Source organism: Rubritalea sp. (assembly GCF_039830215.1).
Lineage (GTDB): Bacteria > Verrucomicrobiota > Verrucomicrobiia > Verrucomicrobiales > Akkermansiaceae > Rubritalea.
In genome coordinates this window covers 1-14,592 of sequence record NZ_JBDOPO010000203.1, presented here as the reverse complement: position 1 = coordinate 14,592, position 14,592 = coordinate 1, and the positions used below count along the sequence as shown (strand labels likewise).

The 14,592-nt window shown below is 49.5% G+C and carries 14 protein-coding genes; 5 read left to right on the top strand and 9 right to left on the bottom strand.

Annotated elements, in window-relative coordinates; translation table 11 throughout:
- From ABGY95_RS06725 to ABGY95_RS06690, 8 genes are all read right to left on the bottom strand, one after another.
- The coding region (locus ABGY95_RS06725; protein WP_347440923.1) for an AAA family ATPase at window positions 1-411 on the bottom strand (411 nt) is incomplete at its 3' end.
- A 197-nt stretch (window positions 412-608) separates the two neighbouring features.
- Window positions 609-2,078: an MFS transporter gene (locus tag ABGY95_RS06720; protein WP_347440922.1), complete on the bottom strand. Its 1,470-nt coding sequence runs from the start codon at window positions 2,076-2,078 to the stop codon at window positions 609-611.
- Between the two features lie 101 nt (window positions 2,079-2,179).
- Window positions 2,180-2,617: an L-fucose mutarotase gene (fucU, locus tag ABGY95_RS06715; protein ID WP_347440921.1), complete on the bottom strand. Its 438-nt coding sequence runs from the start codon at window positions 2,615-2,617 to the stop codon at window positions 2,180-2,182.
- A 578-nt stretch (window positions 2,618-3,195) separates the two neighbouring features.
- The gene (locus ABGY95_RS06710; protein ID WP_347440920.1) at window positions 3,196-4,845 is read right to left on the bottom strand and encodes an altronate dehydratase family protein; all 1,650 of its coding nucleotides are present in this window, start codon (window positions 4,843-4,845) and stop codon (window positions 3,196-3,198) included.
- An 85-nt stretch (window positions 4,846-4,930) separates the two neighbouring features.
- Entirely contained in the window at window positions 4,931-5,794 is an 864-nt protein-coding gene (locus tag ABGY95_RS06705) for a fumarylacetoacetate hydrolase family protein (RefSeq protein WP_347440919.1), read from the bottom strand.
- A gap of 49 nt (window positions 5,795-5,843) precedes the next feature.
- Window positions 5,844-6,116, bottom strand: coding sequence for a glycoside hydrolase N-terminal domain-containing protein (locus ABGY95_RS06700; RefSeq protein WP_347440918.1), 273 nt, complete (start codon window positions 6,114-6,116; stop codon window positions 5,844-5,846).
- Between the two features lie 23 nt (window positions 6,117-6,139).
- Entirely contained in the window at window positions 6,140-6,889 is a 750-nt protein-coding gene (locus tag ABGY95_RS06695) for an SDR family oxidoreductase (protein WP_347440917.1), read from the bottom strand.
- A gap of 80 nt (window positions 6,890-6,969) precedes the next feature.
- Window positions 6,970-7,791 (bottom strand): amidohydrolase family protein, encoded by an 822-nt coding sequence (locus ABGY95_RS06690; protein WP_347440916.1) that lies wholly within the window; start codon window positions 7,789-7,791, stop codon window positions 6,970-6,972.
- A 133-nt stretch (window positions 7,792-7,924) separates the two neighbouring features.
- Between ABGY95_RS06690 and ABGY95_RS06685 the strand changes: the two genes are divergently transcribed.
- A complete protein-coding gene (locus tag ABGY95_RS06685; RefSeq protein ID WP_347440915.1) occupies window positions 7,925-8,653 on the top strand; it encodes an FCD domain-containing protein in 729 nt (242 codons plus the stop codon).
- Between the two features lie 392 nt (window positions 8,654-9,045).
- Entirely contained in the window at window positions 9,046-9,966 is a 921-nt protein-coding gene (locus ABGY95_RS06680; protein ID WP_347440914.1) for a hypothetical protein, read from the top strand.
- 70 nt (window positions 9,967-10,036) lie between these two features.
- On the opposite strand, the gene ABGY95_RS06675 is transcribed toward ABGY95_RS06680, so the two are convergent.
- Window positions 10,037-10,393 (bottom strand): hypothetical protein, encoded by a 357-nt coding sequence (locus ABGY95_RS06675; protein ID WP_347440913.1) that lies wholly within the window; start codon window positions 10,391-10,393, stop codon window positions 10,037-10,039.
- A gap of 1,249 nt (window positions 10,394-11,642) precedes the next feature.
- On the opposite strand from ABGY95_RS06675, the gene ABGY95_RS06670 reads away from it, so the two are divergent.
- From ABGY95_RS06670 to ABGY95_RS06660, 3 genes are all read left to right on the top strand, one after another.
- Window positions 11,643-13,028, top strand: a complete 1,386-nt coding sequence (locus ABGY95_RS06670) for an efflux RND transporter periplasmic adaptor subunit (RefSeq protein ID WP_347440912.1) — start codon at window positions 11,643-11,645, stop codon at window positions 13,026-13,028.
- A 1-nt stretch (window position 13,029) separates the two neighbouring features.
- On the top strand, window positions 13,030-13,725 hold the full coding sequence (locus ABGY95_RS06665) for an ABC transporter ATP-binding protein (RefSeq protein ID WP_347440911.1): 696 nt from the start codon (window positions 13,030-13,032) through the stop codon (window positions 13,723-13,725).
- Between the two features lie 3 nt (window positions 13,726-13,728).
- Window positions 13,729-14,592, top strand: an 864-nt coding sequence (locus ABGY95_RS06660; RefSeq protein ID WP_347440910.1) for an ABC transporter permease, incomplete at its 3' end; no start/stop codon positions are given.

Sequence of the window (14,592 nt, the reverse complement as noted above, 5' to 3'; positions counted from 1 at the left end):
GCCGATGGTTACTTGTTTTTCCTGCATCGCTTCTAACAATGCACTCTGGACTTTAGCGGGCGAGCGGTTGATCTCATCGGCGAGCACAATGTTTGAAAAGAGGGGGCCTTTATGTGGGGTGAAGTCGCCAGTTTTTTGGTTGTAGATCAGCGTGCCGATCAGGTCACCAGGGAGCAGGTCGGGAGTGAACTGGATACGGCTGAATGCGACTCCAAGGGTCTGGGCCATGGTGCTGACGGTTAGCGTTTTTGCTAATCCTGGAACACCCTCGATCAGGACGTGGCCATTGCAGAGGAGGCTGACGATTAAGCGATCAACTAGATCACTGAGGCCGACAACGACTTCGCTGATTTCTTGTCGGACTTGAACAATTTTCTGGTTTTCTGATTGAAATAGTTGGTCTAAGCTCATGAGAAGAAGAATTGAAGTTCAATGGTACCACAGTTGCGGTGGATCTATCATACCAAACACGTGATAGATGGCAAATGGGACAGAGAATACGATAAAAATAATAAGCGTTGACTGGTTTTAATGAGTCGATCATTAAAAAAAATGGCCCCTTCGGAAATATCCAAAGAGGCCATTAAAAGATCTGAGATCGAGGTGAATTATGCAGACCGTGGCTTGCGGAACGCAAATCCGTAAATTGAGATGATCACAAAGCAGGCGACTGTGAGGAAGAACGAGCCACGGATAGCAGATGTCCCCATGAAGCTTTCGAGGTCAAGGATTTGTCCTTGGAAACCTGTGAGCCAGACAGCACCAACAATTGCGAGGATGAGGCCGGCAGAACCAAGCTTAGCATCTTGGCCAACACCTTCGAGAGCCATTCCGTAGATTGTAGGGAACATGAGTGACATACACGCTGATACGAGCATGAGAGCGTACAGACCGTTCATACCCGTGAGGTAAATAGCTCCCAGTGTGCAGCCCACACCTGCTGCTGCGAGAAGAAATAGCAGTTTTCCTGGTGCGATGAACTTGAGGAATGCTGTGCAGACAAATCTGAATGCTAGGAAGAGTATAAGTGCGGCAATTTGGTGGTTTCCAGCTGTTGCGCTATCCATGCCGATTGCTTCAGCATAGTGGAAAATGAATGTCCAAACCATGATCTGTGCTCCAACGTAGAACATCTGAGCAACCACACCCCAGACGTAACGTGGGTTACCAAAGAGACGTTTGAGCGTGGAGCCAAAGTGCAGGTCGTGGTCATCATCATTACTTGCTGTGGAAGGCATTTTCTTGATGATGAATATGATGAGTACAAAGATGACAACGAGTCCTAGAGTCATGTAGGTCGAGGAAACCAAATTGAGATCGTGCTTTTGTATCTGTGGGAATGTTTGGCCTTGGTAAGTTTCGATCTTTCCTTCGCGGAAATCCACGAGCGCTTGATCAACGGTGGTTTCTTCAGGAGAGGTCTCGACGACGTATGCTTTAGCTCCTTCGTCGTTGTTTCTCTCTCTTTCCTTCGCTTTAAGGAATGGTAGGATTTCCAAATTGGATACTACCTCTTTCTCCGCAGATAGCTCAGATTTGTAACCTGCGATGTCATTTTTAAAGTCAGCGACCTGGATGTTGGAAAGAACCAGTGACGCTGCGATGAAGGCACCAGAGAGCGATCCAATCGGGTTGAATGCTTGAGCTAGGTTGAGGCGCTGAGTGGAAGTCGATTCATCGCCCATGGATAGGATGTAAGGATTTGCAGTGGTCTCAAGGAATGCCAAGCCAAATGTGAGGATGTAGATGGCTACAATGAATAGCCAAAAGTTCACGGAGTTAGCAGCGGGGATCGAGAGCATCGCTCCCATAGCGAAGAGTGAAAGGCCGACTAGGATTCCTGACTTGTAGGAAAACTTGCGGATGAAAAGCGCTGCTGGGATAGCCATTGTTGCATAGCCTCCGTAGAAAGCCATTTGCACGACAGAAGACTGAGCATTACTGATCGCGAAGACGTCTTTGAATACTTTTACTAACGGGTCTGTGAAGTTGTTAGCAAATCCCCAAAGGGCGAAGAGTATGGTGACTAGTATGAAAGGAACTAAATATTCCTTTGGTATAACGGGTTTTTTATTCATTATATGTGGTGGGTATTTTAAGGTTAGGCGAGGGGTCGATTTGTTAGAGGTGCTCGAGGTGAGCAGGTTTTATGCTATCCTAATTCTACAATTTTAGATGCTTAAGTCGCAGTAGGTGTGACTCCTTTTTTGAGAATGATGTTGGCGTACTTGGCCGTGTCGCCGGTGGCCACGATGGCGTGGGCTTGTTTTGTGCGTTCATAGAAGGCGAATCGCTCGATTTTACGAATAGCAGGGACGTTGGCTTGATGTGCATTGATCGCTGATGTGTAACTGGCTTCGACCGCTGGATCGGGGGAGTCACCCTCAACTACTTCCATCATCATGACTGGGGCATCATCATAAGAATCAAGCTCGAGCAGCGGTAAAATAGCATCGAGTAGAGCTGGAATTTGCAGTCCATCTGCGCGTAGTACTCGCTGACCAAACTGGTGGACTGGGTAGTGAGCGTCGGCAAATACGATTTCTTCTCCGTGGCCCATACGGCACAAAGTAGCGAGAAGTTCAGGTGAGATGAGTGGTGAGATTCCTTTTAGCATAACAATTTAAGGTTTGAGATTCATGAGGTAAGTGTTCTTAATTTTTGTTAGGTATCTTCTCGGATGGTTTTTAGCGTGGCGGTAGTAATGGCCCTGAGTTAGTTTGCTACCTTTAATGGAGCGAGCTCTATGGTTAATAGAATAGCCACCCGTACGAAATCTAAAGTCACGAGAAGAATGAAAATTTTTGTGATTGCTGGATTTATTTTAGTGTAGCAACCAACGTCTTCAGTCTTTGATTTGCTGACGATCCCAGCAGTTTAGCCTTTTGCCATGAAGTCATTCCCACAAAAGATAGAGGATTACTCTCAGCTTTGTAGAATGGTTCTTCATAGTTGGTTAGTTTTTGGTGTTGTTGAAAATTGAGGGGATAGCCACCCCTCTCGGCTTTTTAGAATGAAGTGGAATCCAATTCTTCAGTGATTTCTTTAAGGGCCGCTTCACGTTGAGCCCTGTTCTCCTAGCTACACCCACTTTGAGCATACAAAAATCAACACGATTAAGACCTAAGTGCTATTAGAAAGCTGCAAGGTTTCATTCATTCGAGCAATCTTACCTCATTGATTTTAAATCTTAAATTAAAGAGAAACACCTCGCCTCCACGGGATGAAGTCGTCTTGACCCAGTCCTACAGCTTTTGGGGTATAGCGACCGGAGGCAGTTTCGATGATGAGTTTGAGTAGGTTGGAGCCGGCTTGTGCGATGGATTCTTTTCCTGTGATGATAACACCCGCATCGTAGTCGATGAGATCGTTGTGCTTGGTCGCCGTCGTGGTGTTAGATGCCACTTTGATCACTGGGCTAATGGGGTTACCTGTAGGGGTGCCGAGGCCAGTAGAAAATAGCATGATGTTAGCCCATGAGCCTGCCATCGCTGTGGTGGATTCTACGTCGTTGCCAGGTGTGCAGAGGAGTGTGAGTCCAGGCTTGGTGCATGGCTCCGTGTAATCGAGAACATCGACAATGGGTGCGGTGCCACCTTTTTTTGCTGCTCCAGCCGATTTGATAGCATCGGTTATGAGGCCGTCGCTGATATTTCCAGGTGATGGATTGGTCGAGAAATCTGACCCCACATCGTTGGCGCGAGCATTGTAGGCTCGCATGATCGAGATGAATCGTTCTGCTAGAGGCTTGCTCTTGCAGCGCTTGATCATTTCGCCTTCAACTCCACAGAGTTCAGGGAACTCGGAGAGGATAGATTTTCCGCCAAGCAGAGTCATGCAGTCGGAAACGTGACCGATCGCTGGGTTTGCTGAAAGTCCGCTGAAACCATCAGAACCACCGCATTCGAGACCGATGGTGAGCTTGGAAAGAGGTGCTGGCTCGCGCTTTGATTTTGCGTCAGCGGCGACTAACCCGTCGAAAGTGGCTCGAATACAATCTTCTAACAACTTCTTTTCAGAGGGGTATTTCTGCTGTTCGAACTTGAGAAGTGGACGGTTGAAGTCTGGACAACGTTGCCTGATGAAATCTTCTAGGATAGAAAACTGAGCGTGTTGGCAACCGAGTGAGAGCACTGTGATGCCGGCAACGTTAGGGCTAGTTGCGTAGCCGGCAAGAAGCGCACAGATCGCGTCTGAGTCACCTCGGTCAGAACCACAGCCCATAGAGTGGCTGAGGAATTTGATGCCGTCGATGTTTTTGAAAATGCGGTTGGTGGGATCGCTGGATGAGTCAGTTAACGTTACTTCGCTGAGCTCACCACCACTAAGGTGGGTGTTGATGATATTCTGAGTGAATGCAGCATATGGAGATGCCTTGCCGTAGCCCAGAGCATTGACGAAACTTTCTTCGAGAATTTTAAGGTTTCTGTTCTCACAGAAGACCATTGGGATGACGATCCAGTAGTTTGCGGTGCCGACCTGTCCATCTTCGCGGTGGTAGCCGTCGAAGGTGAGGTCTTTGAACTCAGAAACATCGGGCTGGGTAGTCCACTCGAAGCTGTCGGCTGTGATGTCATCTGGGCCAAAGTACTCGGCCGCGTGCTCTAAGTTGTGTACATGCAGGAGTTCACCTTTAGCTACCGGCTGTGTCGCTTTTCCAACGAGGACACCAAATTGATAGACATCGTCGCCTGCGGATAGATCGCTCACCGGGAATTTATGCTTAGCATTGATGTCTGATGCGAGTACGTAGGTAGTGCCATCGTGTGAAACAGATTCACCCGATTTCAGGTCGGTTAGTGCGACGAGTACGTTGTCGCGCGGGTCGAGTTGGAGGACTTTCATCTTCAGTTTAAAAGGTGAGATAGAAAAGGTAAGTGTGGAAACTGACGAGTAGTCCTGACTCTTACCTTCAAAAATCTTAAATGAATTAGGCTTCTTTAACTGCTGTTTGCTTCTGGATGCCGAGGCCGTCTATGCCAAGCTCTACCACGTCACCTGCTTTGAGGTAGACTGGAGGTTTGAATCCGAGGCCGACACCAGCGGGTGTTCCAGTGGAGATAACGTCGCCAGGTAGGAGGGTCATGAACTCAGAGAGGTAGGAGATCACGTGCTGGACGTTGAAGATAAAGTCAGCAGTGGTGCTGTCCTGAATCTTCTCGCCGTTGAGCTTCAGCCAGAGATTGAGGTTGTTAGGATCGGTGATCTCGTCGGTGGTTGCCATGTATGGGCCGAATGGCGCAAAGGTGTCAGCTGACTTTCCTTTGACCCACTGGCCACCCATTTCGATCTGCCAAGCACGCTCGGAGAGGTCGTTGTGAACTGCGTAACCGGCCACATAGTCGAGGGCATTTTCCTCGGAAACGTATTTGGCTTTCTTGCCAATAACGACAGCCAGCTCGACCTCCCAGTCAGATTTCTCTGATTTACGCGGGATGACGATGTCGTCGTTAGGGCCTGACCATGCAGATGTTGATTTGAAGAATACAACGGGCTCAGATGGTGGTTCCATGCCAGATTCTTTGGCGTGGAGCGCGTAGTTGAGGCCGATACAGACGATCTTCGATGGGCGCGCAACTGCTGGAGCTAGCTTTACCTCGTCAAGCTTTGACTCAGGAAGGTTCGCGCGGTTTTCCATGAGGAATGCGAGGAGGCGCTCGAGGCCGTCGTTTTCGAAGAATGGCTCGTTCCAGTCTTCACCGAATGATGAGCAATCGACAGCTGTGTTAGAGCAATCTTTACAGATGATGCCGGGTGTGAGTACGTCGTCTTTGTAGAATCGAATAAGTTTCATAAATAAAGTATTTGTGATTGGAAATTTGAGATGGTGAACTTCTCAGAGTTTACTTTTTGGCGGTAATCTTGACCTTGCGGTCTTCAGCATTATAAGTACCACTCGGGTTTTCGCTACCAGTCCACACAGAATCTACGGTGAACTGCATGCTAGGCTCATCGACTCCACCAAATAGGTTGGCACCGATCATGCCGTTACCAACCGGCATGGATTGCTTTTCCCAGTTCTCGGCTGGTTGACTGAACTTGAGAACCTGCGTGCCAGTCTGGCCCGCTGCAAGAGCTGAGCTAGAAGTTATGGCGAGGAAAAAGAGTGATCGCATAAGAGCAAATAGTGAAAACAATTTTAGCGGAGAAGTGTCACGCCGCCGTCAATGTCGTACGCGGATCCAGTGATGAAGGATGCTCTGTCAGAACAGAGAAAGGCAGCAAGGTCGCCGATTTCTTCAGGTGTTCCCATGCGGCCAATTGGTTGGTACTCGCTGAGGGTCTTCTTCATCGCTGGGCGCTCTTCTTCGGTGTAGTTTTTCTCGAGGTAGCCTTCGACAAATGGTGTGAGAACGCGCGCTGGGCAGATGCAGTTACAGCGGATGCCTTTGTCGACGTAGTCGCGTGCAGTGGAGAGAGTCATAGCGTGTGCTGCGCCTTTGGACATCGAGTAAGCAAATCTGTCTTGGATACCAATCTTGCTGGCGATCGATGCAAGGTTGAGGATAGCTCCGCCGCCATTTTTAAGCATCTTGGGTACAGCGAAATGCGTGCAGTGGTAGAGTCCTTTGACGTTCACGTTGTAGATCTTGTCGAGTTCATCCGGTGTGCAAACCTCAACGTTGCCGATGGCTGCGATCCCCGCGTTGTTGACGAGAATGTCAACGCGCTCAAGCTGCGCAAAAGCATATTCTACGGATTCAGTGGAAGAAACATCACACTGGATGACCTCGGCTGAGCCGCCAGCTTCGCGGATGATATGAGCGGTGGCGTCACCAGCTTCGGTGTTAAAATCAAGAATAGCGATGTGGTTTCCATCTGCTGCAAGTTTGATGGCGATGGCTTGGCCGATTCCAGATCCGCCTCCTGTGACTGCTGCGATTTTCATAAATGTAATGTGGGAAAGTTTGGCTGTTCTTGTGTGATAGGTGGAACGCCTACGGTGAGAGAGTCTGAGTAGTAGGAGTCCTAGAGTGCGTAATATTTAGTTGCGGTTTCGCTGAGAATGGCGTGTTGCTCGGAGTTGCTGAGTTTAGCTACGTACTGCTCTACGCAGTCTTTCCAGCGGGCGTAATCACTGGCGAGTAGGCAGACTGGCCAATCGGAGCCGAACATTAGTCGCTGAGGTCCGAAGCTTTCGAGTAGACTGTCGAAGTAACGCTCCATCAGAGAGGCGTCCCATGATGCATCGCGGACTTCGGTGACGAGGCCTGAGATCTTACAGACGAGATTGTCGCGTTCGGCCATTGCTTGAATACCTTTTTGCCATGCGTCAGGGAATTCTTCAGCAAGAATCTCAGGTTTGGCTGCGTGGTCGAGCACGAAACGTTGGTTCGGGTGTTGATCGATGAATTTGGTAGCTGCCTTAATCTGATCTTGGAAAATGAGCACATCGTAAGTCAGGTCGCGTGCCGTGACCTCACAAATTCCTTGGTTGAATGCTGGGTTACTGAAGAAGTCTACATCAGCAGCCCCTTGAGTGATCTCGCGCACACCTTTGAAAAGAGGGTTGCTTCGGTAGTGATCAATCTGGGCTCCGACATTAGCGGATTTTAGGTCTACCCAGCCGACCACTCCTTTGATAGTCTGGCTGACTGCAGCCTCCGCGAGAAGGAAATCATTCTCATCAAGACAGGTACGAGCCTGTACCGCCACGGCACCAGTCACCTGGTTCTCCTGCAGTAGCGAATCGAGCTCTTGAGCAAGAAAGCTCTGGCGGATAACATCCTTTTCGATCCAGCCGAATTCTTCGGTGGTGTAGTTCCAGAGGTGGTGGTGTGAATCGATCATAGTCAGAATGAAAGATAGATCCTGTATGATAGGTGAGGTGAAGTCAATCCATATTTCTTGTAGTTAATTGCTTGGCGGAGAGCGCGGAGGAAAGTGTTGCCACGATTTGTGTGACAGGATAAATGTGGCTTCCATGAGTAAAGAGCGTATCCAAGCAGCAGTCCGACAAGCCCCCTTGAGTGAAGGAGTGGAGCAGAAACTGGAAAAACGTATTCTTTCTGGTCAATGGGAGGAAGGGTTTAAGTTGCCTTCTGAAGGAAAGCTTTGTGAAGAATTTGGTGTGAGCCGTACGGCAGTGCGTGAGGCCTTGCGTGAGCTGAGAGGGCGCGGAATTATTGAAACAGTCAACGGCAGCGGAAGTTATGTGTCAGGAGGCAGCTTAGAAATGGTATCCAAGGCGATGACTGCCTACTCCAGCCTCACTACCGACGCTAAGGCTAATGCTGATTTGCTAGAATTTCGAGTACTGATCGAAGGTGCAGCTGTGGGACGTTTGGCGCGCAGTACGCGGAACAAGGGAACGCGGCTCCAGCTATTGACTGATATTCTGGATCAAATGCGTGAGACTTCAGATCGTGTCGAATTCGGAAAGTTGGACTCAAAATTTCATCTCATCATCCTAGAAACTTGTAACAATGCCTTCATCAACATGATTGGTAAAACTCTCTACGCAAACTATCAGCGCTACATTAGAGAGGCGCATGCAATGGCGACTGAGGGGATGCGTTTAGACACGCTCGCTGAGCACACACGTATCGTTGATGCTATCAAAAGTGCGGGTGCGGATGCCGCACGTGAGGCGCTTGAGGAGCACTTATGGGCTGCGGCCGAACGTTCCGCAATGCTCGGGGTCAATAATTAGCCCGAACCCCTACGATTTACTCAAAAAAGCGCAGCCGTCACAGCTGCGCTTTTTTTATTCTCACCACGCGGCTCGCATGATTATTTTTGGACTGCTGCAGCTTGCCGCATGTGGGTGCAGAGCAACTGTCCTAGTGACTTGTAGTTCTTTATTGAAGAGAGGTTTCTTGGTGGAGGTTCGACCACGCGTTTCAAGCCGCGTCTATCCCCAGCGCTGTGTCGAGTCACAGCAGTCCAGATAAGAGAACGCAATACAAGATATCTTCTCTGCTTAACGCTGAAAGATTGCTGTGTTTTGGGCTTTGTGAGCTGACGCTAGGATTATCAAAAAAGTAGAAAGTTTCTGCAGTATTATCCTTGATGTCAGTAGGTGGCCGTAGAGACTGTTTTATTATGAAAAAAGTACTCGTCGTAGGAGCTGGTAATGTGGGTGCGCATATTGTTCAGCATGCAATTGCCAGTAACCTGCCAGCGCATTTTTACCTTCTCGATATTAAAGATTCTCTCACGTCGGCGCAGATCTTGGACCTTAAGGACACATTGATGTTTTCAAAGAACACCAAAATCAATGCCATCAGCATTGACGACCCACTCATCCACGAAATGGATATTGTTGTCATCACTGCAGGTGCAAACCAGCTACCTGGTGAGAGTCGCCTCGATCTACTGGCGAAAAATGCCGCCATGATCAAGACCATGGTAAACCAACTTCAGCCGCTCAAACCGAGCTCTATCATTCTTCTGGTGACGAACCCAGTGGATATAGTTACCAAACTTGCTCAAGAGTATTTCGACCTTCCAGCAGCTCAGGTTTTTGGCACCGGCACACTTTTAGATTCCGCGAGATTGCGCTGGAGAATCGCAGAGTCATTGGAACGTAACGTTCACAACACCCACGGATATGTTCTAGGTGAGCACGGTGATAGCGAATTTGTCGCATGGTCAACGACTTCCGGGCAGCAATATCTTGGCGAAGAGGAGAGGGAGGAAATCGAACAAAGTGTTCGTAAAGAGGCTTATGAAATCATTCAAGGCAAGGGAGCTACCTACTTCGGCATCAGTGCTGCGACGGTCCATGTGCTTAATGCAATCCTGCACGACACACAGGCCCTCATTCCCGTGTCTGCATGCTATCCACAGTTTGCTGACGAGGCACTTCGTAGCACGCCTCTAGGTATTCCATGTATCGTTGGGGAGGCTGGCGTCATTGCCACACCTACTGCAAAAATCACTGACGAAGAACTGACTAAGCTCTGTGATTCAGCTCAGCAACTCAGGCAGTCCTACCTCGATTTATTGAAACCAAGTGACTGATTAAATCTCTACAAAAAAAGCGCAGCTGTCACAGCTGCGCTTTTTTTATGATTTGAGAGAAGGATATCTATTAGATTGAGACAAAAATGCCTTTACCGTAGAGGACTGTCCAGGCGGCAGCAGTTCCTAAAGTGAGAAGGATGATCCAAGCAATGAGGTCAGGAACGACCTTACGTTTGACGAGGACGAGTGCGCCGCCGAGAGCGAGCCAGATCGCAATTTTGATGAATACCCATGGCGCGAAGTTTTTTCCGACCATCCCCATTCCAGAGACGATTATGAGAAGTAGACCAATGCCGTGAGCGATAGCCGCACCTTTAGTCCAGGACTTCATACCGTAGGCGAAGCCCATGAAGAGAGTGATGATGCCGACGATGTGGATCAGCTTGTAAGCGTTGTAGTCGATGAGTGATGCGGTGATAGTCATAGGTGATACTTTGTTAGTTGAAGACTTATAAAAGCCCTCCGACGTGGGCGCAAGCCATTAGTAAACAGTCCGCCAAGAGCGAGATATTAAATAATAGTAACCCAAACTCCGCTAAGGAATGTGGGCAGTCGTTAAAAATACTTTTTTACAAAGTTTGATTTAGCGGAAGTCGGTTAGACTGAGAGTGAATTGCCTGTTTCCTTGAGCTTCTCTTCTGGGAGTTCAAGGCTTAATTGCCGCTCCGGTGGACTTGAAAAAGATCCACCCAAGAGAGCTCAAAAAGACTGTGATACTCGATGGATCCCAAAAAGAACAACGAAACTCACCCTAGATACAACAATCAGCAGGAGTTGATGCCCGCAAGCGTTCACGCTAGCCAAGTGTTTGAGGAGCTACTAGAAAAAAGGATAAGGCAATCCTGAGCTCCGCACCTATAAGGGGGGAGCCCTTCCTAACATTTTTCGGTGTGGTTCTTAATGTGTAGATCCGATTTCAGCGATAGATTGGAAGAGTCATGGTACATCAAACGCTCCTAGCTTTTGAAGTGCTTTGTGTGAATCACACCGATTCTGTCCTCATTTGACAACTCTCGGAATAAATGGGAGACTGTGAGCCTCTTATGAGGGAAGTGGCAAAACAACTTACAGGTATTTTTCTATTCTGTGTGATGGCATTGGTCGTTGCTCTGGATACGCCTGCCCTGAAATACTGCCTCTGTCATCGCTCATTTGTGATGAGTGATTGCGCCTGTGAGGTCGAGCCAGTAAAAGCTGAGTCTTCATGTTCTTCCTGCTGTAGTGAACAAGTAACGACTCAGCCGGTTTGTAAAACTGACGGCTTAAAAGAGGACTGTATGCTGAGCTTTACCATGGATCTTGGGGAGTACCATCAAGGGAGTAACTTTGAATTTTCACCAATCAGTTCGGTCGTCATACTACCACCTGTTGACTATTTATTAGTTGATAGAATCCTGCCGGAGAAAGTGTGCCTCTCACGTGGTAGCCCAGAGCCACCTCCACCCACAGTTTCTGTACATCTCTTTGTCAGGAACTCTGTCTTTTTAATTTGATATCAAGCAGCCACGCCGTCTTCTCCTTTGGGATGATGCTTGGCTATTTTTGTGGCCAGGCTTAACGGTCCATTAGTTTTATTTCCGTGCGAGGGCGAGCGATTGCGTAACTTGCCCCGGTGTGGCGCTATATCCGCCGTGCGGACTCATCACATTTTCTCATCATACCTATCCAATTTAATGTCACTAGACACACTCACTCAAAGTGGAGGCAATGCCTCCAATCTGACGCTAAACAAGCGTGTATCGCTAACTTGGCTACTACCGCTTGGACTCCTTCTGGGATTCCTCCTTGTGCTTGCCTTTCTTTTTGGCTCCAGACTCATTCCTGCCACTCTGGTACAGACTGCGCCAGTGGTCACTGCTCGGGCAGCTGAGGGGGAACAAGTTACCTCAAGAGATGGCAGCCAAATGCTCTTCCAGGCTTCTGGGTGGGTCGAGCCCGATCCATATACCACCTACGTTCCAGCCTTGATCAATGGAATTATCGACACGCTTGAGGTGCTCGAAGGGCAGTCAGTAAAGAAAGGCCAACTATTGGCCACACTGATAGACGACGAGCAAAAACTAGCACTCCAAGCAGCCAAACAAAAGTGCGAGAGCATGGAGAAAACGATCGATGCCCATTGTCTGGGAATTCCCATCATCGAAGCGCAAAATGCAGCTGCGGAAAAGAAAATCGTTGCGGGCATGCGATTGCTCGACCAAGAGCGAGACAATCTCAAGCGCCTGGAAACAATTGGCGGCAATGCCGTTTCCGAGCAAAGCATCGTGCAAGCCCGATTCAGTGTGGCCCGGCACGAAGCGCTAGTGGCCCAAGCCGAGGCCGAACTTCCCGAGTTCTCCGCAATGATTGAACAAATAGCGGCGCAAAAACAATCGATGCTAGCGTCACTGAGCGAGCTGAAGGTTGCTGAGGCTCAGGCTAAGTTGGCCTTAGATCGGACAAGAATCACCGCGCCGCATGACGGCATTATTCTCCATCTCCATGCAGCACCGGGTAAAAAGCGCATGTTGCAAATGGATGACCCAACCTCATCAGTGATTGTCGAGCTCTATGACCCAGAGAAACTCCAAGCGCGCATCGATGTGCCGCTCACCGAGGCTGCAGGCCTCGGCGTTGGCCAGAAAGTCGAGATGGTGAGCGACTTACTAACAAATAAAACATTCCACGGTGTGGTAACCCGGATCAGTGGTCAGGCTGACCTCCAGCGCAACACGCTGCAAGCAAAGGTGGCGATCGAAAACCCCGACGTGCGCCTGCGTCCAGACATGCTCGTGCGCGCTAAGTTCTATTCCGCTCCAACTGAAAACGATACGAGTACAACCAGTGCTGGTAGCCTGTCGCTCTACGTGCCGGAGTCGGCAATGGTGGGGGATTCGCAGATATGGGTAGTGAATCCTTCTGGTGATGCAGAGCTCCGAAGCGTCGAGCTAAGTAAAGACCGCCGAGACGACCACATCCGTGTGCTCTCAGGTGTCAAATCTGGTGAGCGGGTCATCCTCCCACCGCACACCGAGCTTGCTGACGGCAAGCGTGTTCAAGAATCAAACACCCCTCAGTAATATGCAAAATTTAATAGAAATCAAAGATGCGACAAAGTCGTTTCACAAAAATAAAGAAACTATCACCCCGCTCGACAAATTATCGTTAGACGTGGCCCGCGGTGAGTTTCTCTCGCTCATGGGGCCGTCTGGCTCTGGTAAAACAACCTTGCTTAATCTGATCGCTGGGATCGATTCTCCCTCCTCGGGAGAAATTCTGATCAATGGCAATGACATAGCAAAGCTCTCACGTGCCCAGCTCACTCGCTGGCGTGCCGAGCACGTTGGTTATATCTTCCAACTCTACCACCTTGTGCCGATTCTTTCGGCATACGAAAATGTCGAGCTTCCATTGTTGTTAGGCAAATGGAGTAAGGCGGAGCGTAAGGAGAAGGTGATGGCTGCGCTGAGTCTCGTCGGCCTTTCAGATCGCGCCCAGCACCGACCATCGGAGCTTTCCGGAGGCCAAGAACAACGCGTGGCGATTGCCCGAGCGATCGTGCACGACCCGGAACTTTTAGTAGCAGACGAACCGACAGGGGACCTTGACCGGGAATCGGCGGATTCTATTTTGCGTTTGTTAGGGGATCTGGCTGAGAAGCATAACAAAACAATTGTCATGGTAACGCACGACCCGAAGGCTTCCGCTGCAGCGCACCGAGCATTGCAGTTAGAGAAGGGGAAACTGGTAGACGAGGGGCATTTACTCAGCCACTAAAGCATGAAGATATTTATCCTAGCGCTAAAGAACCTCACACGGCACCGAATGCGTTCCTTGCTCACCATCTTAGGTGTGGCGGCGGGGATGTTCCTCTATACCTCGGTGCAGACGATGCAGCACTCGCTCTCGGTTGCTACCGAGACCAATGCCGCGGACACCACACTCGTGGTCTACCGTGAGAATCGTTTTTGCCCGATGACCTCCCGCCTCCCTGAGCACTACGCACCGATGATCAGCAAAATCGATGGGGTGCGTGAAGTGATTCCTATCCAAATTGCAGTCAATAACTGTGGGGCCTCACTCGATGTGATCACCTTCCGAGGTGTGCCGCCAGAAACGCTGAAACAATATAGCCCAGAGATGGAAGTGCTTTCAGGCTCGTTCGAGGACTTTAGTAGCCGCTCAGATGCGGCTTTGGTTGGTGAGCATTTTGCCAAGCGCCGTGGGCTCTCCGCCGGAGATAAGTTTGAAGCAGTGGGCGTCAATGTCTATGTGGCCGGGACCATCACATCCGACTCGCCACAAGACATGAATGTGGCCTATGTCCACTTGCCCTTCCTCCAGCAGGCCTCAAAAATTGGCTTGGGTGTGGTCACACAATTCAATGTCAAGGTCGAGTCATCAGAGTTTCTTGACTCAGTCGCCGCCGAGATAGATGAAACATTTCGCTCGGATCAACAACCAACCAACACCCGACCTGAAAAGGCATTTTTTGCTGACACAGCCAAACAGATGATCGAGCTGATTAGCTTCACGCGCTGGCTCGGACTAGGTGCTGTGGCAGCGGTGTTAGGTTTGGTGGCAAATGCCGTCTTGCTCATCGTGCGCGGACGAGTCAAGGAGACTGCTATTTTACAGACTCTC